We start from the raw sequence: 25,127 nt of genomic DNA, 5'->3' as shown, positions 1-25,127 counted from the left end.
CGATTTTTCAACGTATTAGACACAGATAAGGAATACCCCCATGTCAGAACGTTTACACAATGACGTGGATCCGATTGAAACTCGTGACTGGCTACAGGCGATCGAATCGGTCATCCGTGAAGAAGGTGTTGAACGTGCACAGTATCTGATTGATCAGGTGCTGAGTGCAGCCCGTAAAGGCGGTGTGAAAGTTGCTGGCGGTGCTGCCGCTATCAGTAACTATATCAACTCTATTGCCGTTGAAGATGAACCGGAATATCCGGGCAACACCTCACTTGAACGTCGTATCCGATCCGCTATCCGCTGGAATGCCATCATGTCGGTGTTGCGCGCATCGAAGAAAGATCTGGAGCTTGGCGGCCACATGTCCTCCTTCCAGTCTTCTGCCACTATCTATGAAGTGTGTTTTAACCACTTCTTCCGCGCGCGCAGTGAGAAAGATGGCGGCGATCTGGTGTACTTCCAGGGCCACATTTCTCCGGGTATCTATGCCCGTGCTTTCCTGGAAGGCCGTCTGACCGAAGAGCAGATGAATAACTTCCGTCAGGAAGTCGATGGCAAAGGCCTGTCTTCTTATCCGCATCCAAAACTGATGCCGGAGTTCTGGCAGTTCCCGACCGTTTCAATGGGCCTGGGCCCACTCAACGCTATCTATCAGGCTAAGTTCCTGAAGTACCTGGAACACCGTGGTCTGAAAGACACCTCTGGCCAGACCGTTTACGCGTTCCTGGGCGACGGCGAGATGGATGAACCAGAATCCAAAGGTGCGATCACTATCGCGACCCGTGAAAAACTGGATAACCTGGTCTTTATCATCAACTGTAACCTGCAGCGTCTGGATGGACCGGTCACCGGTAACGGTAAGATCATCAACGAGCTGGAAGGCATTTTTGCCGGTGCTGGCTGGGAAGTGATCAAGGTTATCTGGGGCGGTCGTTGGGATGAACTGCTGCGCAATGACACCAGCGGTAAACTGATCCAGCTGATGAACGAAACCGTCGACGGCGACTACCAGACGTTTAAATCGCGTGATGGTGCCTACGTGCGTGAGCACTTCTTCGGTAAATATCCGGAAACCGCTGCGCTGGTGAAAGACTGGTCAGACGATGAGATTTGGTCACTGAACCGTGGTGGTCACGATCCGAAGAAAATTTACGCGGCACTGAAAAAAGCGCAGGACACCAAAGGCAAGCCGGTTCTGATTCTGGCTCATACCATCAAAGGTTACGGTATGGGTGACACCGCAGAAGGCAAGAACATCGCGCACCAGGTGAAGAAGATGAACATGGATGGCGTACGCTATATCCGTGATCGTTTCAACGTGCCGGTCGAAGACGACAAAATTGAGTCGCTGCCTTACATCACCTTTGAGAAAGGCTCCGAAGAGTACAACTACCTGCATGGTCAGCGCGAGAAGTTAGGCGGTTACCTGCCTTCACGTCAGCCTAACTTCACGGAAAAGCTGGAAATGCCGGCGCTGGAAGAGTTCAGTGCGCTGCTGGAAGAGCAGAACAAAGAGATCTCTACCACCATCGCGTTTGTGCGTGCGCTGAATGTGATGCTGAAGAACAAGTCGATTAAAGATCGTCTGGTGCCGATTCTTGCCGATGAAGCCCGTACCTTTGGTATGGAGGGCCTGTTCCGTCAGATTGGTATCTACAGCCCGAACGGTCAGCAGTACACGCCGCAGGACCGCGAGCAGGTGGCTTACTATAAAGAAGACGAGAAAGGTCAGATTCTGCAGGAAGGGATCAACGAGCTGGGCGCAGGATCGTCCTGGCTGGCGGCGGCGACCTCTTACAGCACTAACAACCTGCCGATGATTCCGTTCTACATCTATTATTCGATGTTTGGCTTCCAGCGCATTGGTGATTTGATGTGGCTGGCGGGTGACCAGCAGGCGCGCGGCTTCCTGGTCGGCGGTACCTCAGGCCGTACTACGCTAAATGGTGAAGGTCTGCAGCATGAAGATGGTCACAGCCATATCCAGTCACTGACCATTCCAAACTGTATCTCCTACGATCCAGCGTATGCCTACGAAGTGGCTGTCATCATGCACGACGGTCTGGTACGCATGTACGGTGAAGCGCAGGAAAACATTTATTACTACATCACTACGCTGAACGAAAACTACCACATGCCAGCGATGCCGAAAGGTGCCGAAGAAGGTATCCGTAAAGGTATCTACAAGCTGGAAACCGTAGACGGTAGCAAAGGTAAAGTTCAGCTGTTGGGTTCAGGTTCTATCCTGCGCCATGTGCGTGAAGCCGCGCAGATCCTGTCGGCTGATTACGGCATCGGTTCGGACGTTTACAGCGTCACCTCGTTCACCGAACTGGCCCGCGATGGTCAGGATTGTGAGCGCTGGAACATGCTGCATCCGACAGAAGCGCCGCGTGTGCCTTACATCGCTCAGGTGATGAACGAAGCACCCGCTGTCGCATCAACTGACTACATGAAGCTGTTTGCTGAGCAGGTTCGCAGCTACGTGCCTTCAAGCGATTACCGTGTGCTGGGCACCGACGGCTTTGGCCGCTCTGACAGCCGTGAAAATCTGCGTCACCACTTTGAAGTGGATGCAGCATACGTTGTGGTAGCCGCGCTGGGTGAACTGGCTAAACGTGGCGAAATCGATAAGAAAGTCGTGGCGGATGCGATCGTGAAGTTCAAGATCGATGCCGATAAAGTTAACCCGCGTCTGGCTTAAGAGGTAACAGAGTAATGGCTATTGAAATCAAGGTACCGGATATCGGGTCAGACGAAGTTGAAGTCACCGAAATTCTGGTCAAGGTTGGCGATAAGGTGGAAGCCGAGCAGTCGCTGATCACTGTAGAAGGCGATAAAGCTTCTATGGAAGTGCCTTCGCCGCAGGCCGGCGTAGTAAAAGAGATCAAAATCGCAACCGGTGACAAAGTGGAAACCGGCTCGCTGATCATGATGTTTGACGCAGAAGGTGCTGCTGAAGCGGCACCGGCGCCAGCTCAAGAGAAAAAAGCTGAGGCCGCCCCTGCCGCCGCTGCGTCTGCCAGCGCCAGCAAAGACGTTAACGTACCGGATATCGGTGGTGACGAAGTCGAAGTCACCGAAATTCTGGTGAAAGTGGGCGACAAAGTTGAAGCTGAACAATCGCTGATCGTCGTTGAAGGCGACAAAGCCTCAATGGAAGTCCCGGCACCGTTCGCGGGCGTGGTGAAAGCGATTAAAATCGCCACCGGCGATAAAGTGAATACCGGCTCTCACATCATGGTCTTTGAAACAGAGGGTGCTGCACCGGCTGCTGATGCGAAGCCAGAAGTGAAAGAAGAGGCTGCGACGGCACCCGCTGCGGCCGCAGGGGCAAAAGACGTTAACGTACCTGACATCGGCGGCGACGAAGTTGAAGTCACCGAAGTGCTGGTGAAGGTCGGCGATAAAGTCGAGGCTGAGCAGTCACTGATTGTAGTGGAAGGCGATAAGGCGTCGATGGAAGTTCCGGCACCGTTCGCGGGCACCGTCAAAGAACTGAAAGTCGCGACGGGCGATAAAGTCAGCACCGGTTCGCTGATCATGGTGTTTGAAGTGGAAGGCGCTGCCCCTGCCGCGGCACCGGCGGCTAAGAAAGAGTCGGCCCCTGCACCTGCGGCGGCGGAATCTAAGCCTGCCGCTGCCCCTGCACCAAAAGCAGACAGCAAAGGCGAGTTTGCTGAGAATGAAGCCTATGTGCACGCCACGCCGGTGATTCGTCGCCTGGCGCGTGAATTTGGCGTTAACCTGGCGAAGGTGAAAGGCACAGGACGCAAAGGCCGTATCCTGAAAGAAGACGTTCAGGCTTACGTGAAAGATGCAGTGAAACGCGCAGAGGCTGCGCCAGCCGCAGCCAGCGGTGGCGGATTGCCGGGCATGCTGCCATGGCCGAAAGTTGACTTCAGTAAGTTCGGTGAAGTTGAAGAAGTGGAACTGGGCCGTATCCAGAAAATCTCGGGTGCCAACCTGAGCCGTAACTGGGTGATGATCCCACACGTAACCCACTTTGATAAAACCGATATTACCGATCTGGAAGCTTTCCGAAAGCAGCAGAACGCCGAAGCCGAGAAGCGCAAACTGGACGTGAAATACACGCCAGTGGTTTTCATCATGAAAGCTGTCGCTGCAGCGCTTGAGCAGATGCCACGTTTCAACAGCTCCCTGTCTGAAGACGCGCAGAAGCTGACGTTGAAAAAATACATCAACATCGGCGTGGCGGTCGATACGCCAAATGGTCTGGTCGTTCCGGTCTTTAAAGACGTGAACAAGAAGGGCATCACCGAGCTGTCTCGTGAGCTGATGGCGGTCTCTAAAAAGGCGCGCGATGGCAAACTGACCGCAGGCGATATGCAGGGCGGTTGTTTCACCATCTCCAGCCTGGGCGGCCTGGGCACCACGCACTTTGCGCCTATTGTTAACGCGCCGGAAGTGGCCATCCTTGGCGTGTCCAAATCCGCAATGGAGCCTGTATGGAACGGTAAAGAGTTTGCACCACGTCTGATGATGCCGATCTCTCTGTCCTTCGATCACCGTGTTATCGACGGTGCGGATGGTGCACGTTTCATTACTATTATTGGCAATATGCTGTCAGACATTCGTCGTCTGGTTATGTAAAAAGCGCAAAAGGCCGGCAAATGCCGGCCTTTTTGTAACATTCAGGGCACCGCTGTTGGCAGTTTATTAACAATTCTGTAAACTCTTGCGGTGAACATGTCCCGGTGGAATAAGGACATTATGAGCCTATTCCATTAGGCATAATTGGCGCAGTCAGATTGAGTCACGGCAGGCAAATCCGATAGGGGAATGTTTGCAGCAGCAGACGCAATATGGCCAGTTAACTAGCCTAATGGGATAGGCTCAGCGTCTGACCCGCCGGAAATCCAATAAGAGGTCATGATGAGTACAGAGATTAAAACTCAGGTCGTGGTACTTGGGGCAGGTCCTGCAGGTTACTCTGCAGCTTTTCGTTGCGCTGACTTAGGTCTGGAAACCGTACTGGTTGAGCGCTACAGCACCCTCGGTGGTGTCTGTCTTAACGTAGGCTGTATCCCGTCTAAAGCGCTGCTGCACGTTGCTAAAGTGATTGAAGAAGCGAAAGCGCTCGAAGAACACGGCATTGTGTTTGGTCAGCCGCAAACGGATATCAACAAAATCCGTAGCTGGAAAGAGAAGGTGATTAACCAACTGACCGGTGGCCTGTCTGGCATGGCGAAAGGGCGTAAAGTGAAAGTGGTTAATGGCCTGGGCAAATTTACCGGTGCCAATACGCTGGTGGTCGAAGGTGAAGGTGGCGCAACCACTATTAACTTCGATAACGCCATTATCGCTGCAGGTTCACGTCCTATCGAACTGCCATTCATTCCTCATGAAGATCCTCGTGTATGGGATTCCACTGACGCACTGGAACTGAAAGAAGTGCCTAAGCGTCTGCTGGTTATGGGTGGCGGAATCATCGGTCTGGAAATGGCTACCGTTTACCATGCACTGGGTTCAGAGATCGACGTGGTCGAGATGTTTGACCAGGTTATCCCGGCGGCCGATAAAGACGTGGTTAAAGTCTTTACCAAACGTATCAGCAAGAAATTTAACCTGATGCTGGAAACCAAGGTGACCGCCGTAGAAGCCAAGGACGACGGTATCTATGTTTCGATGGAAGGCAAAAAAGCGCCGGGCGAAGCTCAGCGTTATGATGCGGTTCTGGTTGCGATTGGTCGTGTACCGAACGGTAAAGGCCTGGATGCTGACAAAGCCGGTGTCGAAGTTGACGATCGCGGCTTCATCCGCGTTGACAAGCAGATGCGCACCAATGTGCCACACATTTATGCGATCGGCGACATTGTAGGTCAGCCAATGCTGGCACACAAAGGCGTGCATGAAGGCCATGTTGCGGCAGAAGTCATTTCAGGTCTGAAACACTACTTCGATCCGAAAGTGATTCCTTCCATTGCCTATACTGAGCCAGAAGTTGCCTGGGTCGGTCTGACTGAGAAAGAAGCGAAAGAGAAAGGCATCAGCTATGAAACCGCCACGTTCCCGTGGGCGGCATCAGGCCGTGCGATTGCTTCTGACTGTGCAGATGGCATCACCAAACTGATTTTCGACAAAGAGACCCATCGTGTTATCGGTGGTGCCATTGTCGGAACGAACGGCGGTGAACTGCTGGGTGAAATCGGTCTGGCCATTGAAATGGGCTGTGACGCAGAAGATATTGCGCTGACCATTCATGCGCACCCAACCCTGCATGAATCCGTAGGACTGGCGGCTGAAATTTTTGAAGGCAGCATCACCGATCTGCCTAACGCGAAAGCGAAGAAGAAATAAGTCTCAGGACAGTCATAGCGGCCCCTTATGGGGCCGTTTTTTTATGCTGATTATTATGGAATAAGAAAATCAATAAAGGAAAGGGCGCCTGCGCTAACACATTTACACTGGCATATAGGGCGGAGTAAACTCCGCCACTAACGAAGTTTTACTGCCTGGTTTCGTAATTGAAGACAGCCGAAAGTTCAGCACTCATTATTCTGAGGCGAAGCTCACATAATGAACCTCGGTTTGATAAACTCAATCCTAAGAGAATTAACCCGCTAATAACAAGTAAACCGTATTTCGACTTCATGGTGGCACCTCTCTTGATTTTCATCGAGCGAGGAGCTACCCTGACAGTGTTGAGGTGTTAGGGTAGTGACCTCCGCTCGCATTAGTTGACTGATTAATGTGAGCGGTTCCTTCCTCTTTCCACCTCAGGTTCTTACCCAAAGCAGAAAGCTTCAGGCGCCCAACCGCAGTCTACGCATTTATTATTTTACTGTCCCCTGGTTTTTTATTTTTTCATAATGCTAATTAATAAAAATTTCTGTCTTTTATATTTTAAATGTTATTTATGCTGATTCTTTCATGACTATTTTAAAATAATTATTTCTCGGTTCTTATGTTGCTGTTAATTTTGATGGTTGATCACTTCGTTATTATTAACACGTAACCAGTCAATAAAATGACGTAATGGTGCAGAGACATAACGCCTGCCGGGATAGTAGAGCCAGAAGCCATCGGCATTCTCCGTATAGTGACTTAACAGCTCAACGAGTGAGCCACTTCGCAGACTGGCACTGACCACGGCCTCCTGCAGAAAAGCAATCCCTGCTCCCGCAAGGGCGGCCTGCAATATTCGTTCGTTGTTGTCCAGCACCAGAGAGCCACTGACGGCGACTTCCCGCTTTTTCCCTGCGTGCATGAATTCCCAGCGATAGCGTTGCCCGCTCGGGAAACGCCGCTCAATGCAGGGAAACTGCAGCAGATCGTCCGGTGTTTGCGGGGCACCATGACGTTCGATAAACGCCGGGCTTGCGACAACCAGTGTACGCATTGCCGGGCCAAAGGGCAGGGCGATCATATCCTGCGCCAGCACATCACCGTAGCGAATGCCTGCATCAAAACCGGCTTCAAGGATATCCACCAGCGCATCGTTGCTGTCAATTTCCAGCGTAATGTCCGGATAGCGCTGGAGGAATGGCAGGATCAGGCTGTCAAAAAACAGCGCTTCTGCAGAGCGGGGCATATTGAGTTTCAGCGTACCGTGAGGCCGGGCTCGCCAGTCGTTAAGTTCATCCACGGCCTGCGATAAATCGAGTAAGGCAGGCTGAATGCGCTGCAGAAAATGTTGTCCAGCCTGGGTCAGTGAGACACTGCGCGTCGTGCGGTTGAGTAATCTCACCCCTAGCCGTTGTTCGAAATGACGCATGGCGTGGCTCAGCGCAGACGGCGTCACGTTGCGTGCCTGTGCGGCTTTGCGGAAGCTCCGGTGGTGCGCAATGGCGCTGAACATTTCCAGTTCCTGCAGGGTGGCCCGCGAAAGTGTCATTGATGAATTTTCCTCACTGAATGGGCAAGAATAGCGCAATTGTTGTTGGTATTGATGAGGATTATAACAATAACACCGCAACAAAGAGGAAAACATCATGCAACAACGTCAATTGGGTAATCAGGGATTACGCGTTTCAGCACTGGGACTCGGCTGTATGGGCATGACCTTCGCCTATGGCAATCATGATGAGCAGCAGGCATTAAATACGCTGTCGCGCGCGTTTGAACTGGGCATCAACTTTCTGGATACCGCCGAAATCTACGGTCCCTTTACCAACGAGGTGCTCATCGCTAAAGCCCTTAAAGGCCGCCGCGACAATATCACGGTGGCCACAAAATTTGGTTTTGCGATTACTGGCGAAGGTCAGGGCTGGGAAAAGATGACGGGCGTTAACAGCCAGCCTCAGCATATTCGCCGCGCAGTCGAAGGATCGTTAACCCGTTTGGGGACCGATCATATCGATCTGCTTTACCAGCACCGTTTTGATCCGAGCGTACCGATTGAAGACGTGATTGGCACGATGGCGGATCTGATTAAAGAGGGAAAAGCCCGCTATATTGGGTTGTCTGAAGTCTCATCTGCTACGCTGCGGCGCGCCTGTGCCGTCCATCCCGTCTCTGCCTTACAAAGCGAATACTCACTCTGGACCCGCGATCCCGAGCAGGACATTCTGGCGACCTGTCGTGAACTGAATGTCGGTTTTGTGCCTTACAGTCCGTTGGGCCGGGGCTTCCTGACGGGCAAACTGACGTCCGTGGACGCGCTGGATCCGCATGACTTCCGCCGCAGTTTGCCCCGTTTTCAGGAGCAGGCACAGGAACATAACCAAAAGTTAGTCGCGCAGCTCACTGAGATAGCACAGAGTTATGGTATTACTGCGGCACAACTGGCGCTGGCATGGGTCATGGCGAAGGGGGAAGATATTGTGCCGATTCCGGGAGCGAGCAAGGTCCATCATCTGGAAGAAAACTGTGCCGCAGCGAATGTCGTCCTGACAGGGGCGGACAGTGACACGCTGGACAGGCTCTTTGCGCCGCAAAACGTGCGGGGTGAACGCTATGCGGGTGCAGAATATGGCATGATCGATCGTTAAGCTTACAGCGAAATGACTGGGTTAACCGGCAGGGCATTAAGCCCTGCGTTTTTTTCGTTTATCTCTGTTCAGGTAGCGCATTCTGCTGCAGAAAACCGCAATGTTGCTTTTTTGTAAACAGATTAACAAGCTGTTGAAATCCTGCTATGCTGCCCCACGCGGAACCGGGCACCTTACCCTACTCATGGAATGCGTTGTCATCAGGGTGCACCGGAAACCCATACAATGAGAGCGAGGAGAACGTCGTGCTAGAAGAATACCGTAAGCACGTTGCCGAGCGTGCTGCCCAAGGGATCGTACCTAAGCCATTAGATGCTTCCCAGATGGCCGCGCTGGTTGAACTGCTAAAAAATCCACCTGCGGGTGAAGAAGAATTTTTGACCGATTTGTTGGTCAACCGCGTACCACCCGGCGTCGATGAAGCGGCGTATGTCAAAGCAGGTTTCCTGGCTGCTGTCGCCAAAGGCGAAACAACCTCTCCTCTGGTATCTCCTGAAAAAGCCGTTGAACTGCTCGGTACCATGCAGGGCGGTTACAACATCCATCCTCTGATTGAAGCATTAGATGATGCGAAACTCGCGCCGATTGCGGCAAAAGCGCTTTCCCACACGTTGCTGATGTTTGACAGCTTTTACGACGTTGAAGAAAAAGCCAAAGCAGGCAACGCGCATGCGAAACAGGTGATGCAGTCATGGGCGGATGCCGAATGGTATCTGTCACGTCCAGAGCTGGCTGAAAAAATTACCGTAACGGTTTTCAAAGTCACTGGCGAAACCAATACAGACGATCTGTCTCCGGCACCGGATGCCTGGTCACGTCCTGATATCCCTCTGCATGCGCTGGCAATGCTGAAAAATGCCCGCGAAGGCATTGAGCCAGATGAGCCAGGCAACATCGGACCGATCAAACAAATTGAAGCGCTGCAGGCCAAAGGTTTCCCGCTGGCCTACGTCGGTGACGTTGTAGGCACCGGTTCATCACGTAAATCGGCGACCAACTCGGTGCTGTGGTTTATGGGCGATGACATTCCGAACGTGCCAAACAAAAAAGGCGGTGGCGTTGTGCTGGGTGGCAAGATTGCCCCTATCTTCTTCAACACCATGGAAGATGCAGGCGCGCTGCCGATTGAAGTGGATGTGAACAACCTGAATATGGGCGATGTCATTGATATCTACCCCTTCAAAGGTGAAGTCCGCAACCACGAAACCGGCGACCTGCTGGCCAGTTTTGAACTGAAAACCGACGTCCTGATCGATGAAGTCCGTGCTGGTGGTCGTATTCCCCTGATCATTGGCCGTGGCCTGACGACCAAAGCGCGCGAATCGCTGGGGCTGCCTGCCAGTACCGTGTTCCGTATCGCGAAAGACGTGGCTGAAAGCACACGTGGCTACTCGCTGGCACAGAAAATGGTGGGCCGTGCCTGTGGTGTTGACGGCATCCGTCCCGGTGCGTACTGCGAACCTAAGATGACCTCTGTGGGCTCACAGGATACTACCGGTCCAATGACCCGAGACGAACTGAAAGACCTGGCCTGCCTGGGCTTTTCGGCTGACCTGGTCATGCAGTCGTTCTGTCACACGGCGGCTTATCCTAAGCCGGTGGATGTGAACACGCACCATACGTTACCTGACTTCATCATGAACCGCGGCGGGGTTTCTCTGCGTCCGGGTGACGGGGTTATTCACTCCTGGCTGAACCGTATGCTGCTGCCGGATACCGTCGGAACAGGTGGCGATTCTCATACGCGTTTCCCTATCGGGATTTCGTTCCCGGCAGGCTCGGGCCTGGTCGCCTTTGCTGCGGCAACGGGCGTTATGCCGCTCGATATGCCGGAATCGGTGCTGGTACGTTTCAAAGGTAAAATGCAGCCTGGCATTACGCTGCGCGATCTGGTTCACGCCATTCCGCTGTATGCCATTAAGCAGGGCCTGCTGACCGTCGAGAAGAAAGGCAAGAAGAACATCTTCTCTGGCCGCATCCTTGAAATTGAAGGTCTGCCCGATCTGAAAGTTGAGCAGGCGTTCGAACTGACCGATGCGTCTGCAGAACGTTCTGCTGCGGGCTGTACCATTAAGCTGGATCAGGCGCCGATCAAAGAGTACCTGACCTCTAACATTGTCCTCTTGAAATGGATGATCTCTGAAGGCTACGGCGATCGTCGTACGCTGGAGCGCCGTATCGAAGGCATGGAGAAATGGCTGGCGGATCCACAGTTGCTTGAAGCCGACGCCGATGCGGAATATGCCGCGGTGATTGACATCGATCTGGCTGAGATCAAAGAGCCGATTCTGTGTGCGCCAAACGATCCGGACGATGCGCGTCTGCTGTCTGATGTGCAGGGCGAGAAGATTGATGAAGTCTTTATCGGCTCGTGCATGACCAATATCGGTCACTTCCGTGCGGCAGGTAAGTTGCTGGACAGCCATAAAGGCCAGTTACCAACCCGTCTGTGGGTTGCACCACCGACCAAAATGGACGCGGCTCAGCTGACAGAAGAAGGTTACTACAGCGTATTTGGTAAGAGCGGTGCGCGTATTGAGATCCCGGGCTGTTCACTGTGCATGGGTAACCAGGCACGTGTGGCTGACGGCGCAACGGTGGTCTCGACGTCAACCCGTAACTTCCCGAACCGTCTGGGTACAGGGGCTAATGTCTATCTGGCCTCTGCGGAGCTGGCTGCCGTCTCATCGCTGTTAGGTAAACTGCCTACGCCAGATGAGTATCAGCAGTTCATGGCACAGGTTGATAAAACAGCCACTGACACCTATCGCTATCTCAACTTTGACCAGTTGAGTCAGTACACGGAAAAAGCAGACGGCGTGATTTTCCAGACTGCCGTCTGACAGGTGACGATCGTTCTGTTTGAGAGGAGCGCCCCGGCGCTCCTCTTTTTTTATGCCTGAAAAGGGGCGTCCAGGGAATCTGGATAGGCGCGCTAAGCAGGTGCACGGCAATAAAAATAGCGGTATAACAGCGCGAGTAACTGACAAAGAGATAAGATCATGGAGTATGAATTTTTACGCGACATCACGGGCAAGGTAAAAGTGCGCATGTCGATGGGCCATGAAGCATTAGGCCACTGGTTTAATGAAGAAGTCGGGCATGACGCCAGCGTGCTGGATGAGGTTGAAGCCGAAGCCCAAAAACTTACAGGCAGTGAGCGCCAGTGGCAGCGCATCGGGCGCGAATATACGCTCTGGATGGATGATGAAGAGGTCATTGTCCGCGCGAATACATTGAATTTCGAAGGCGATGAGATGGAAGAGGGCATGAATTACTACGATGAAGAAAGCCTGTGCTTCTGCGGTAAGGAAGATTTCCTGGCCGTGATTGCCGCCTGGCGGCGATTTATGTCGGGCAAATGATTGAAAGCTTGCACACCGATCGCCATCTACCTCCTTTATTGATTGATAATGCTCAATTATCAGCGTTTTAATCTGAGATTCTCGCCGCATATTTTATTCTTGTGATTTAATATCATCATTGTGATTACAATTAATCATAAAGGTGGTGGTATGAAGATTAAGGAAACAATCGAAAAAGTGCCTGGCGGAATGATGATTATCCCGTTGGTGCAGGGGGCCGCCGCTAACACGCTGGCTCCCGACGCCTCAGGGACAGGGGGCTTTACGCCGGCACCGTTTAAAGAGGACGTGCCTGCGCTTATCGGTGTTTTTTTGTTATGCATGAGATCGGTTAAAGCGCTGCCCCAGGCGCGGGTTACGGGCGGCGGTATCACCGTGACGAAGTGTCTTGCTGCTGTCGCGCTGGGTCTGTCTGTCGATACGTTGTCTGGCCCTGAAGGCCGGTGGGGATTGTCATCCGTTGCGGTCATTGCGGCGATGGAGAACAGCAACGGCGGTCTTCATACGGTCCCGGCAGGGGCCGCGGCCAGGACAACTGCCGTCACGCCGGCTGCGCTGGCGCAGGCCGATCCGGCTCTGTCTTGTGTGGTCGCCGCGGCAACGCCGCTGATTGCGACATCGGTGATTGTCACCGCCCTTTTAACGCCGATGCTGACCTTCCTGGGTGGCAAAAGGTAATCAGCGACGGGTTGTCGCTTCATCTACGGAAAAATCACGATGAAAATGATCGTTATTGCCGACGACTTTACCGGTGCGAATGATACGGGCGTGCAACTGGCTAAAAAAGGGGCACGTACGGAAGTGATGCTGACGTCACAGCAAAAGCCCTCACGTCGCGCTGATGTGCTGGTGATTAACACAGACAGCCGGGCACTCAACGCTGAGCAGGCGGCGGTTGCGGTGAAACAGGCGCTGTCTCCCTGGGTGCGCCCTGGGCAAAACAGCGTGCTGATCTATAAAAAAATCGACTCTACCTTTCGTGGCAATCCCGGCGCAGAGATTGCTGCAGCTATGGCCGCCAGCGGAACCACGCTGGCGATTGTCGCCGCAGCCATTCCGTCTGCGGGGCGCATGACGCGCAATGGTGAATGCTGGGTTCACCAGCGCCCGCTGCTGGAAACCGAGTTTGCCAGCGATCCGCGCACACCGATTATCTCCTCGCGTATCCGCACGCTGATCGGCTTACAGACCGATCTGCCTGTCAGGGAGATGACGCTGGACGACGTCAGGCGTGGCGACCTCGCAGGCCGGCTTGAAAACCTGCGCCAACAGCCCGCCAGCATCGTCATTATTGATGCAGAAAGCGATAACGATCTGGTCCTGATTGCCCGGGCTGCTCTCTCAATGGCTGCGCGCCCTTTGCTGGTTGGGGCGGCGGGACTGGCCAACGCGCTTCCGACCGACAGCTATATGGACAGCGATCAAACGCTTCCGGTTCTGGTGGTGGCGGGCTCGATGAGTGAAATGACCCGGCGTCAGGTAGCCCAGGCACAACGTCTGGGGCGGGTTGACGTGGTCAGAATCGTGGTTGAAACCCTGCTTGCTCCTGAGAAAGAGCAAAAAGAGATCGTAGAGCAGGCGTGCCAGATCCTTGCACAGAACAGGCACTGTGTTCTGCAGACCAGCAGCCACGGGGACGACCGTAACCAGATTGCAGCGCTGACCGGAAAATATGCATTGAGTCGCGAGGCGTTGGGCGAAACGCTGAGTCGGCGAATGGGGGATATCACCTTAGCGATCCTGGATCGTGCCCGTACGGGTGGGCTGTTCCTGACGGGCGGTGACATCGCGATCGCGGTGGCGAATGCTCTCGGCGCAGAAGGTTACCGCATCCACGGTGAAGTGGCGCCCTGTATCCCGTGTGGCACCTTCGTAAACAGTGACATCGATGATTTGCCCATTATCACTAAAGCAGGGGGATTCGGGACGGATGATACGCTCTGTGATGCGCTGCATTATATTGAGGAGCTGTATCTGAATGCGTAAATCTGAGCCTGCAGATGTGCAGGCCAGAATTGCGTTTCGACAGGATAAGTCAGGGGAAATTTGGAGGAATGATGAGAATAGCTGTGCCCTGTTTAATAAAGGGCGCGATATTCTCCATTATTAAAATATAATAAATCCTTACGCTCCCTGTTCGATGTGTAATGCTGTACTCCCCAATGGTGCTGTTACATTTCGTTACCTGAATGCAACTGCTCGCTTAAGTCAAATTTACTGTTCGGTAAAACGAAACAGGCTTCACTGTCCTTTTTGAATGCTTAATCTGTTTGATTTTTCAGTTATTTATGACCACGCTCACCGTGAAAACAGGGCGATAACAGGAATTATCCTCCTCCCTGTTTTATCATTATTTCCGCTAACGCTAATTTAAATTGTAACGCAGTGGAAATTTCCGCGAGAGCGCTAATAATCAACTTAACATTGATGCGTTCACTTCTACGTCACTCACCGATCGGTTGAGTGGTCAGGCTTTTCATTAAATTTATATGCCTGATTTATTAATGTGCCTTGCCATTATTCTCGTGAATTAATGGAATTTAATTATTCTCTTTCCACTCGCGGAGATATTATGTTCAGCAATACATCTATCAGAACCCGCCTTTATATGGCGTTTGGTGCCATGACGCTTGTTATGATTGTGGTATGCAGTCTGTTTTATATGGGGTTTAATCGCGTCACGCAGGCCAGCAAACTTAACGTTCATACCTATCAGGTGGTTGAAGGCCTGAATAAGGTGACTGAGAGTCTGCTGAATATGGAAACCGGCCTTCGGGGTTATGCACTTAGCGGTCAGACACAAATGCTGGCACCCTTTAATCAGGGTAAACAGGCCTTTAGCGACTACACCGCGAGTACACACCAGCTGACGCAGGACAATCCGGTGCAGCAGCAACGCTTAGTCGATCTGGAAAGCAGACAGAAGAACTGGCTGGAAAGCTATGCCCGTAACGTAATGGCGGCGCGTGAGCGTCTGAATCAGGGGAACCTCGACCAGCAACACTTTTTAGACATCTTTGCGACTGATGAAGGTAAAGTGCAAATGGATGCGATGCGTAACGTGATTGAATCCATGATTGTCACGGAGAAATCGTTACTCAAATCGCGTGAAGATGAACTGACTAGCGAGCGGACCAAAACGCGCGTGATCCTGGTGGCCGGACTGCTACTGTCAGCGGGAATATCCCTGATTCTGGGCCTGCTGATTTCCCGCAGTATTTCTCGTCCTCTGGCTGTCGCGGTGCACACGGCCGATACCATTGCCCGGGGCGATCTGACCTCTGTGATTACCGTAAACCGTCAGGATGAAACCGGAAAGCTGCTGACGGCCCTGTCGAACATGCAAAATCATTTGCGGAACCTGGTGACCCAGATCAAAGATTCTGCGGCATCGGTTGAACTGGCGGCCAGTGAAATTGCGCAGGGCAATACCGAGCTGTCCTCCCGTACGGAAGAGCAGGCTGCGGCATTGCAACAGACGGCGGCAAGCATGGAACAAATTACTGCGACGGTTCGCAATAACACCTCTGTCGCTGAATCTACAGCGTCTTCGGCCCGGGAGACGGAATCACTGACGCGCGCCAGCGAAAAAGCCGTCAATGACATGAGCCACACGATGCACAGCATTTCGGTGAGCGCGGCGAAAGTGAAAGAGATTACTGCGGTTATTCAAAGTATCGCTTTTCAGACCAACATTCTGGCGCTGAATGCGGCGGTAGAAGCGGCAAGAGCGGGTGAGCACGGTCGTGGCTTTGCCGTTGTCGCAACGGAAGTCCGTACGCTGGCACAGCGCAGCGCATCATCGTCGCGTGAAATCGGTAACCTGATTGAAGAAGCGGTCACCGGCGTGGCGAAAGGCGTACAGGCGGCCGATCATACCGCCCAGAGTATTCTTAAAGCGGCAAGTGAAGTCGCGTCACTGGCACAGTATATGGATGGTCTGGCGCTGGCATCAGTGGAACAAATGCAGGGCGTTTCGCAGGTCAGCATTGCCGTCACGCAGATGGACAGCGTCACACAAAGCAATGCCGCGCTGGTGGAGCAGTCGGCTTCGGCATCGCAATCCTTAACTGAACAGGCGCGCAGTCTGCGCATGTTAACCGCGGCGTTCCAGGTCTGATGCCTTCAGGCCAGGCATGCACCCCGATGCCTGGCCTGAAGACGCGTTTAACGGGTCAGAAAGCGTTCCAGCTCAAGACCTCTGTGGGTTTGATTAGCCAGTTGCACAGCATAAAAGTCGCAGTTGTGTTTCTTCTGACGTGCAAGAGCCGCCATTTTTCTGATTTCCCTGATCCCTTTTCCCTTGAGGCCGCAGGCCAGTCGTTCAAGGGCGCGGGCATTTTCAAACTGATCAAATGCGCACGGATAAATCAGTTGAGGCACCCCGTTCTTGAGCAACTGCGCGGTGGTGCCAATACCGCCATGATGAATGGCAAATAAGCAGGTTTCAGTCAGGGCAATATTGAGATGCGGCAGCGTCATCACATCATCGTATACCGCTAACGCGGCTGCGGTTGGCGTAACAAGCACGCACTTCAGTCCTTCTGTTTTTAAGTCCTGTAAAACGCGTGTCACGGATGATTGTTCAGCCAGGGCCCAACTGGTAAAAAAGACCACCGTACGGGAGTCAATAAAATCGGTAATACGATCGTCATCCAGCGACGCCCGGCTCTTGTTCAGTAAAAAACCGGCATAAAATCCCTCGCGCGCTTTCTTTTGATAAAACCAGGGTTCGTATAATACAATCGACTGCGGTTCGTTATTGACCCAGTCAGCGTAAATATTGCGAGAGGCGGGCAGATTATGGTCGCGTCGCAGCGTGTCGATGGTACGCTGGAGTGCAGGCGAAACCAGGGCCCGTTGAAATAAAGCCAGTTTCCAGTTCAGACTGACACGCAGGCTTTTTTCCAGCGCATGGATAACACGCCCGGGCTGCAATTTTAAATTTGAATTGGTCAGGCTGATAGCATATTTCTTTAACCGGTATTTCTCGCTGACGGCTTTCGCCGCAAAACACCATAAAGAGTGAATGATGATGGCGTCATCTTCGGCAAGAGCGCTCATGGCATCGAACATCGCCTCCTGCTGTTCCGCCATATAATGTGAAATCCGTTTCAGGGCGTGCTTTTTGTCCCATAACGCCCGATCCTGGACGGCTTTCACATAAGTCTCTTTGTCGCCGACCGCCACAAAGGACAGGCCGCGATCTACTGCCTCAGATCTGAAATAGTCGTTAGCGAGCAGGTAAACATCATGATTCTTTTCTTTTAACAGCGAGCCAATCTCAATACAGGGAAAGACATCGCCTGCTGAGCCCAGTGCGCCAATAATCACTTTCATCTCAGACACCAATCTGACTAAAAATAGTATTGAAGGCGGCTGCGGTCCTTTCCCGGCTGCGCTTGCCTTCCAGATCCAGAAAATGTCCCGCATCCCTGATTTGATAAAAGCGCGTTTTATCCGACTCGCCGCATATCTCTTCGATGTTTTTTTGCGGCGTATGAATATCCAGGTCGCCGTTGATAAAGTGAAACTGGCAGGCCGAGTTATCAATAATGTTTTTGTAGTCGTGGTTGCGCAGCGTGGCAATCTGCTCAAGATGGAAACGCCCCTGACGGTATTCAATCTCATCCAGCGACGTCAGATGCCTGAAGTTGCAGAACTTCATTTTATTCGGCAGATATGCACCCACTTCGTCATTCATCAAATGCGCAAGCTCGACAAAGTTCTTCTCTTTTGAAAACAGATTGGCTTGCTTCACGTAAGTCCGCATACGGTCATTAAATTCAAAGGAATAGGACGCGATGATGGCATGTTCCAGGCCCTCTTCACCGTGATTCAAGAGCTTGAGAGTCGATGCACCGCCCCAGGAGGCTGAGGCAATAATATTGGGCTTATAAATTGAAATCAGCTCGCGAATAATCGTGACTTCATCATCAAGCGTGACGATATGGCAGCCCTGTTCGTTGAAGGGTTTTGATTTGCCTGAGAACGGAAGATCAAACGTAATGACATCTGATTTATCCGCCAGGAAGCGTTTCCAGTTGCGGAAAGAAGACGAGGTTGCCAGTGCACCGTTAATCAGGATGGTCCTGTTACGGGTCGGGACACTGCATTTTGTTAACTCCACATAAATGTTAAGTTCATTTATGTTTACTACAGAATAACCGTGACTCATATCACTCTCCCCACCAAGAAACATCATCAAATATTAAAGTTTTCTAATGTATATCACAGCAAATGGTAATCATTAAGTTATTTTTATGTTTTATCGCTGTTTTTAATCCGCAATCTTTCATCTTATTGATTTAAAGGTGTTTATAAATTAAATGCTCCTGGTTTTTCTCCATCATCTTAGTTTTCATGGAAAATTAAGTAACTTAGCAGGTCGTTAAAGTGTGATTTTCCTCATAAAATCCAGGCGAGGAAAGGGAGGCTGGTCTTTTTTATAGTGTCATAAAACTTTATTATCCTTACTGTATTCATGGTAAATTTAATTAATGTTTTATCATGGGACGAACGGCTCGGCAGGGATTACTGTGGTGAGTTTGTGTTAGTGCCACACTGTGGCCTGTTACTGGCAGGCGTTACGGGACGATCTCAGAAATAGCGTCTGCACAACAGAACGCAGGGGGCGGCTGATTTATTTCACGGAAGAACGTCGTAACGGGTCTGCCAGTCTCACCATCGCAAGACCACATGCCGCGAAAGAAAGGCAGTCGGGGCTACCCTGGTTCGCAGGGCGCAATAAGTGGCCCTGAACGGGCTGTGACAGATAACAGGCAGACGAAAGAGAGAATGCCCCGCAAAGGGGGCATAACTTAGTAGGTTTTTAATCCCACAGACGGAATATTGCGACCGTAATAAATCTCACGCATCTCTTTCCACAGCAGGTCAGTAATGCGTTTGTGCTCCTGCGGTGTCAGATCTTCCGGGCGGGTATTAAAGAGATAATGTTTTAAATCGAATTCTTTCAGCAACATCTTGGTATGGAAGATGTTTTCCTGGTAAACATTCACATCAACCATATCGTACATCCGCTTCATATCGTCGGACATGAAGTTTTGGATGGAGTTAATTTCATGGTCGATAAAGTGTTTAACGCCGTTCACATCACGTGTAAAACCCCGTACGCGGTAATCCACAGTGACAATGTCAGATTCCAGCTGGTGAATCAGGTAATTGAGCGCCTTAAGCGGTGAGATCACGCCGCAGGTTGAGACCTCAATGTCTGCACGGAAGGTACAGAGGCCGCCTTCAGGATGGCTTTCCGGATACGTGTGCACACAAATATGGCTTTTATCAAGATGCGCGACCACGGAATTAGGCAACGGGCCGGGATGCTCAGACGTATCAATATCTTTAGGATCAACAGGTTCTTCACTGACCAAAATCGTGACGCTGGCACCCTGTGGCTCATAATCCTGGCGCGCAATGTTCAGCACATTCGCACCAATAATCGAACAGGTTTCGGTCAAAATTTCCGTCAGGCGATTGGCATTGTATTGCTCATCGATATAAGCAATATAACCATCGCGCTCGGCTTCGGTATTCGCATAGCAAATATCGTAGATACAAAAACTCAGGCTTTTGGTCAGATTATTGAAGCCATGCAGTTTTAGCTTTTGCAATTTTATTCACCCCCTTATAAATGATCGATCAGCGCGTCTCTGACAGAGCATTCAACAGATATTGTGGCAGAGCAAAGCTGCCCGTGTGGATCGCCGGTGTGTAGTAACGGCAGTTCAGGCCCGAGGCCGCAAAGCGCGCCTGCAGAAGGGCGGGATCAAGCTGGCGCAGGGCCGGATTATCGCTTGCCCAGGCAAAGGTCATGATGCCGCCGTAGTAGGTTGGGATGGCCGCCTGATAAAAACTGACATCGGCAAAGTAATGGCTGAGTTTACGATGGCTGTTAACCGCTTCATCCTGCTGCAGGAAGCAAACGCCGTTCTGGGCAACAAAGATCCCATTTTCATTCAGCGCATTTTTACAGCCCGCATAAAAGTCGGACGTAAACAGGCTTTCGCCAGGCCCAATGGGATCGGTACAGTCAGAGATGATAACGTCAAACTTTTCGGTGGTGCGGTTGACGAAATTCACACCATCATCGATGACCAGATTAAAACGCGGATCGTCGTACGCACCGGCGCTGTGGTTCGGCAGATACTGACGACAGAAGGTCACCACGCCGGCGTCGATCTCGACCATGGTGATTTTCTCAATGCCGGTATGGCGGGACACTTCGCGCAACATCGCGCCATCGCCCCCTCCAATAATCAGTACGCTTTTGGCGGCACCATGCGCCAGCAACGGCACATGCGTCATCATTTCGTGATAGATAAATTCATCACGTTCGGTCGTTTGCACCACGCCATCCAGCGCCATAACGCGGCCCATCGCCGCATTTTCAAAGATGATTAAATCCTGGTGGGCCGTTTTATCACGATAAAGCTCTTTATCGACGGTAAAATACTGGCCAAAGCCGGTATGAAGTGTTTCATACCACATCTCGTTTTGGGCCATGATGGGGCTCTCCTTCGTGACATTGCCATAAAAATCGGCGAAACATCATAGCTAACTATGATAGTCGTTGCACGGTCAAATGTCTGACGGGAGAGCGGGCTGGGGCGCTACTTTACATAGGCAAGCAAGCTGAGAGAATCTCTGGCCAGCGACTTACATTTTTTGTCGTTGGCAATCGCGATACCGCTTAAATCACGGTAACTGTCTTCACCCAGGGCTTTCATGTTGTAGTTGTTGTAATTGCTTAAATCCCAGCGGTTTTGCTGGGCAAAAAACACCAACGCCTTGCGGATCTGCGCATCGGGCAAATCCTGATAGCCACAGTCGTTCTTGAGATAAACGAATACCGCAGTCAGATCGGCAAGATCTTCTGCTTCGGATTCGCTCAGGGCAAAGCTGGTGGAGGAGAAGCCGAAGAGTCCTGCCAGTAGCAGGATCCTGATGCTCTTCTTCATAGATATTCTCATGTAATAGTCGTCTGAAAGACGTTAGCACAGTTGTGTAAAGATTTTCGATCAATTTACGATTTTTGGGGCATTCTGCCTGCTGATGCTTGACCTTGCCATAAGGGCAGGGTTTAGGCTTGAGGTCATTTCGTTACAAGGATGCGGATTATGCAACGTCGTCACTTTCTGAAACTGAGCGCGGCACTGGGTGCTGCAGGGGCGCTGCCGCTCTGGAGCCGATCCCTGATGGCGGCCAGTCGGCCACTGCTGCCGGTTCCTTCCCTGCTGGACGCGGATGCGAAAGGAGAGTACAGCCTGACGGCGATGCCGGGCATCAGCCAGTGGCAGGGCAAAGACGTACCCACCTGGGGCTACAATGGCAGCCTGTTGGGGCCCGCAATTCGGCTCCAGCGTGGCAAGGCGGCCACCATCAATATTCATAACCGGCTTAGTGAAGCGACGACCCTGCACTGGCACGGTCTGGAAATCCCCGGCGAGGTGGACGGTGGACCGCAGGGAATCATTGCGCCGGGCGCCACGCGTCAGGTGACGTTTACGCCGGACCAGCCTGCCGCCACCTGCTGGTATCATCCTCATCTGCATGGCAAAACGGGTCATCAGGTTGCCCAGGGGCTGGCCGGCATGATTGTGTTAGAGGATCAGCCGTCAGGGACGCTTCGTCTGCCTAATCAATGGGGCACCGACGATGTTCCACTGATTTTTCAGGACAAACAGCTCACCTCATCCGGTGACCGCATCGATTATGAGCTTGATATTATGCGGGCCGCAGTGGGCTGGTTCGGCGACATGATGCTGACCAACGGTGCACAGTATCCTCAGCATGCCGTACCGCGTGGATGGTTACGTCTGCGTTTGCTTAATGGCTGCAATGCCCGTTCGCTGCATCTGGCTGCCAGCGATAAACGCCCACTGTATGTGATTGCCAGTGACGGCGGTCTGCTGCCTGAGCCGGTAAAGGTCGATTCCCTTCCGCTCCTGCCGGGCGAGCGCTTTGAAGTCATGGTCGATACGTCCGATGGCAAGGCTTTTGATATCGTGACGCTACCTGTTTCGCAAATGGGCATGACGCTGGCTCCCTTTGATCGGCCCCTGCCGCTGGTCAATATCATTCCGCTGCGGATCATGGCCAGCGCGACTTTACCGGATCAGCTAGCCACATTACCGGCCATACCGAAAACGGACGGTCTGTCATCGCGCTGGTTACAACTCAGTATGGATCCCCAACTGGATCAGCAAGGTATGCAGGCGCTGATGGCACGCTATGGCGCAAAAGCGATGGGGAACGGTGCGCACCATGATATGGCTATGGGCGGTAACGATCATGCGATGCAGCACGACAGCGCGTCCCAGGGAATGGATCATCAGAAGATGGACCATGACGGGATGGCCGCGACTGCCTACGATTTTCACAATGGCAATAAAATCAATGGCCAGCCATTTAATATGACGCGGCCAGCCTTTGATGTGAAGCAGGGCACCGTTGAAAAATGGACCATTTCCGGTGAAGGCGACAGCATGCTGCATCCTTTCCATATTCACGGCACCCAGTTCCGTATTCTTTCTGAAAATGGCAAGCCACCTGCGCCACACCGTCAGGGCTGGAAAGACATGGTCAATGTCGACGGCTGGCGTAGCGAAGTGCTGGTGCGCTTCAACCACCTTGCCGCCGCCGATCATGCGTATATGGCGCATTGCCATTTACTGGAGCATGAAGACACCGGCATGATGCTGGGCTTCACCGTGACCTGATATCAGGCCTGCGCCAGCGCCAGACGGATATCCTCCACCAGATCCCCGGCGTTCTCGATACCGATGGATAAGCGTATCGTCGCGTCGGTGATCCCGATGCGCTGACGCACTGTATCCGGCACGCCAGAATGGGTGGTGGTGGCAGGATGGCTGGCAAGCGATTCTGTCCCGCCCAGACTGACGGCCTGTTTAAACAGCGTCAGGGCATTCAGGAAACGAAACGCTGCAGGTTGTCCGCCGACAATGTCAAAAGAGAAGGTTGAACCGGCCCCGGTGCATTGTTCCCGATAGGTTCTGCCTGCCGGGCTGTCTGCATCCAGATACGGTAACCAGTGCAGGGCGGCGACATCAGGATGTGTACGTAAAAAGGCGGCGACGGTTTCAGCGTTGTGGCAGGCTTTTTCCATGCGCAGCGACAGCGTTTCCAGCGAACGGCCAATCATCCAGCTTGAATGCGGATCAAGCTGAGTGCCAATAGCGCTACGCAGAGCGCGGATCGGCGACATAAGTGTTTTGTTTCCCATCACCGCACCCGCAATCAGGTCAGAGTGACCGCCCACATATTTCGTCAGGGAATACAGCGATAAATCCGCGCCCAACGTGAGCGGTTGCTGAAAAATCGGCCCCAGTAAGGTGTTATCACAGGCGACGACCGGGCGTGAACCCTGCTGACGATCGATGTCGTCCGCAATACGGGCCATCAGCGCGATATTCACAAGGCTGTTCGTCGGGTTTGCCGGCGTTTCCACCAGGATCATGGCGACGCGTCCCTGCGCCATTGCACGCTGGGCGGCCTCGCGCACTTTGGCTTCATCATGCCCGTCAGTGAAACCCACCGCACGAATATCAAGGTTGTGCAGGGTTTTACTGAGCAGCGTTTCCGTACCGCCGTACAGGGGCTGGGAATGCAAAATCACTTCCCCTGGTCGCGTAAAGGTCAGCAACGCCGTCGAAATGGCCGCCATGCCGGAGGCAAACAGCGCGCAACTTTCGGCCTGTTCGTAGAGAGCGAGGCGGTCCTCAACAATCTCACTGTTGGGATGATTAAAGCGGGAATACACCAGTCCGCCACTTTTACCTTCGGGAGGCTGACGGCGGCCGGAAACATAATCAAAAAAATCGCGGCCTTCTTCTGCACTGTCAAACACAAAGGTGGAGGTCAAAAAGACGGGCGGTTTCACGGCCCCTTCAGACAGGCGCGGATCATAACCGTAGTTCAGCATTTGTGTTTCGGGATGCAGTGGGCGGTCGCCGACGTGCGTTTTTTTACTTGAGGGTGAAGTCATTGAGATCTCCCAATAAGGTCGCTAACTGCATAACGATATGTCGATAAAATCGTATCATGCAGCTATTAATGCGGCTAAATGCCGGGTTGTTCTAAGGTAATGCTGTTTGTGCAACTGCCTGCGCACAGGTGAAGATTTTTAGTGCACGTAAACGTTTGCGTTCTCTGCGCGGCGTCAGTAGGGACTTCTGTTATGGTAGACTGCGTGGCTTTGTGAGAGACCGGGCTGAAGGCAATGAAACACACTGTTGACGTAATGATCCCTGAGCAGGCAATCGCCGCGCGCATCGCGGAACTGGGCAAAGAAATTACCGACCACTACCGCGACAGCGGCAGCGATATGGTGCTGGTAGGGCTACTTCGTGGCTCATTTATGTTTATGGCGGATTTATGCCGCGTGATTGACGTTCCGCACGAAGTGGATTTTATGACCGCCTCCAGTTACGGCAGCGGGATGTCCAGCAGTCGCGATGTCAAAATTCTCAAAGATCTGGATGAGGATATCCGCGGTAAAGACGTGTTAATCGTTGAAGACATCATTGATTCAGGCAATACGCTCAGCAAAGTGCGGGAAATCCTGCGTCTGCGGGAGCCAAAATCTCTGGCCATCTGTACGCTGCTGGATAAGCCTGAACGCCGTGAAGTCGACGTTCAGGTTGAATTCGTGGGCTTTGCTATCCCTGATGAATTCGTGGTGGGCTTTGGCATCGATTATGCGCAGCGTTATCGCCATCTGTCTTACATTGGCAAAGTGGTTCCCCTCGAATCCTCAGGCGAGTGA

The 25,127-nt window shown here is 52.4% G+C and carries 17 protein-coding genes and 1 pseudogene; 11 read left to right on the top strand and 7 right to left on the bottom strand.

Going from position 1 to position 25,127, the window contains the following annotated elements; genetic code table 11:
• Positions 1-40: 40 nt before the first annotated feature.
• From aceE to lpdA, 3 genes are all read left to right on the top strand, one after another.
• Complete coding sequence (aceE, locus tag GC087_RS19030; protein ID WP_033740274.1) at positions 41-2,707, top strand: pyruvate dehydrogenase (acetyl-transferring), homodimeric type; 2,667 nt, start codon at positions 41-43, stop codon at positions 2,705-2,707.
• A gap of 14 nt (positions 2,708-2,721) precedes the next feature.
• Positions 2,722-4,617, top strand: a complete 1,896-nt coding sequence (gene aceF, locus GC087_RS19025) for a pyruvate dehydrogenase complex dihydrolipoyllysine-residue acetyltransferase (RefSeq protein ID WP_033740275.1) — start codon at positions 2,722-2,724, stop codon at positions 4,615-4,617.
• Between the two features lie 282 nt (positions 4,618-4,899).
• Positions 4,900-6,324 (top strand): dihydrolipoyl dehydrogenase, encoded by a 1,425-nt coding sequence (gene lpdA, locus GC087_RS19020; RefSeq protein WP_028724707.1) that lies wholly within the window; start codon positions 4,900-4,902, stop codon positions 6,322-6,324.
• A gap of 616 nt (positions 6,325-6,940) precedes the next feature.
• On the opposite strand, the gene GC087_RS19015 is transcribed toward lpdA, so the two are convergent.
• Positions 6,941-7,861 (bottom strand): LysR family transcriptional regulator, encoded by a 921-nt coding sequence (locus GC087_RS19015; protein WP_006117705.1) that lies wholly within the window; start codon positions 7,859-7,861, stop codon positions 6,941-6,943.
• A gap of 97 nt (positions 7,862-7,958) precedes the next feature.
• Here GC087_RS19015 and GC087_RS19010 point away from each other — a divergent pair, with 97 nt between their 5' ends.
• From GC087_RS19010 to GC087_RS18985, 6 genes and pseudogenes are all read left to right on the top strand, one after another.
• On the top strand, positions 7,959-8,957 hold the full coding sequence (locus tag GC087_RS19010; RefSeq protein ID WP_324029042.1) for an aldo/keto reductase: 999 nt from the start codon (positions 7,959-7,961) through the stop codon (positions 8,955-8,957).
• Positions 8,958-9,202: 245 nt separating this feature from the next.
• Positions 9,203-11,800 carry a bifunctional aconitate hydratase 2/2-methylisocitrate dehydratase gene (acnB, locus tag GC087_RS19005; RefSeq protein WP_072021701.1) on the top strand — a complete coding sequence of 866 codons (2,598 nt, stop codon included), beginning with the start codon at positions 9,203-9,205 and terminating at the stop codon, positions 11,798-11,800.
• A gap of 159 nt (positions 11,801-11,959) precedes the next feature.
• Positions 11,960-12,322 (top strand): protein YacL, encoded by a 363-nt coding sequence (gene yacL, locus GC087_RS19000; protein WP_006117708.1) that lies wholly within the window; start codon positions 11,960-11,962, stop codon positions 12,320-12,322.
• A 150-nt stretch (positions 12,323-12,472) separates the two neighbouring features.
• Positions 12,473-13,043, top strand: a pseudogene (locus GC087_RS18995) (2-keto-3-deoxygluconate permease).
• Positions 13,040-14,308 (top strand): D-threonate kinase, encoded by a 1,269-nt coding sequence (gene dtnK, locus GC087_RS18990; protein ID WP_324029040.1) that lies wholly within the window; start codon positions 13,040-13,042, stop codon positions 14,306-14,308. The pseudogene GC087_RS18995 and the gene dtnK overlap by 4 nt, the downstream one beginning before the upstream one ends.
• A 586-nt stretch (positions 14,309-14,894) precedes the next feature.
• The gene (locus GC087_RS18985) at positions 14,895-16,442 is read left to right on the top strand and encodes a methyl-accepting chemotaxis protein (RefSeq protein WP_324029038.1); all 1,548 of its coding nucleotides are present in this window, start codon (positions 14,895-14,897) and stop codon (positions 16,440-16,442) included.
• Positions 16,443-16,489: 47 nt separating this feature from the next.
• On the opposite strand, the gene GC087_RS18980 is transcribed toward GC087_RS18985, so the two are convergent.
• From GC087_RS18980 to GC087_RS18960, 5 genes are all read right to left on the bottom strand, one after another.
• Complete coding sequence (locus GC087_RS18980) at positions 16,490-17,662, bottom strand: nucleotide disphospho-sugar-binding domain-containing protein (RefSeq protein ID WP_324029036.1); 1,173 nt, start codon at positions 17,660-17,662, stop codon at positions 16,490-16,492.
• Position 17,663: 1 nt separating this feature from the next.
• Positions 17,664-18,500 (bottom strand): alpha/beta fold hydrolase, encoded by an 837-nt coding sequence (locus tag GC087_RS18975; protein ID WP_033740283.1) that lies wholly within the window; start codon positions 18,498-18,500, stop codon positions 17,664-17,666.
• 643 nt (positions 18,501-19,143) lie between these two features.
• Positions 19,144-19,953: an adenosylmethionine decarboxylase gene (speD, locus tag GC087_RS18970; RefSeq protein ID WP_033740284.1), complete on the bottom strand. Its 810-nt coding sequence runs from the start codon at positions 19,951-19,953 to the stop codon at positions 19,144-19,146.
• A 28-nt stretch (positions 19,954-19,981) separates the two neighbouring features.
• Complete coding sequence (speE, locus tag GC087_RS18965) at positions 19,982-20,845, bottom strand: polyamine aminopropyltransferase (RefSeq protein ID WP_006117716.1); 864 nt, start codon at positions 20,843-20,845, stop codon at positions 19,982-19,984.
• A gap of 107 nt (positions 20,846-20,952) precedes the next feature.
• Positions 20,953-21,300: a YacC family pilotin-like protein gene (locus tag GC087_RS18960; protein ID WP_006117717.1), complete on the bottom strand. Its 348-nt coding sequence runs from the start codon at positions 21,298-21,300 to the stop codon at positions 20,953-20,955.
• Between the two features lie 159 nt (positions 21,301-21,459).
• Here GC087_RS18960 and cueO point away from each other — a divergent pair, with 159 nt between their 5' ends.
• Positions 21,460-23,061 (top strand): multicopper oxidase CueO, encoded by a 1,602-nt coding sequence (gene cueO, locus GC087_RS18955; protein ID WP_324029034.1) that lies wholly within the window; start codon positions 21,460-21,462, stop codon positions 23,059-23,061.
• A 2-nt stretch (positions 23,062-23,063) separates the two neighbouring features.
• On the opposite strand, the gene GC087_RS18950 is transcribed toward cueO, so the two are convergent.
• Entirely contained in the window at positions 23,064-24,347 is a 1,284-nt protein-coding gene (locus tag GC087_RS18950) for a cystathionine gamma-synthase family protein (protein ID WP_324029032.1), read from the bottom strand.
• Between the two features lie 234 nt (positions 24,348-24,581).
• Between GC087_RS18950 and hpt the strand changes: the two genes are divergently transcribed.
• Complete coding sequence (gene hpt / locus GC087_RS18945) at positions 24,582-25,127, top strand: hypoxanthine phosphoribosyltransferase (RefSeq protein WP_324029030.1); 546 nt, start codon at positions 24,582-24,584, stop codon at positions 25,125-25,127.

Source organism: Pantoea sp. JZ2 (assembly GCF_035191405.1).
Taxonomy (GTDB): Bacteria; Pseudomonadota; Gammaproteobacteria; order Enterobacterales; family Enterobacteriaceae; genus Pantoea; species Pantoea stewartii.
This window is presented reverse-complemented; position numbering and strand designations above follow the sequence as displayed.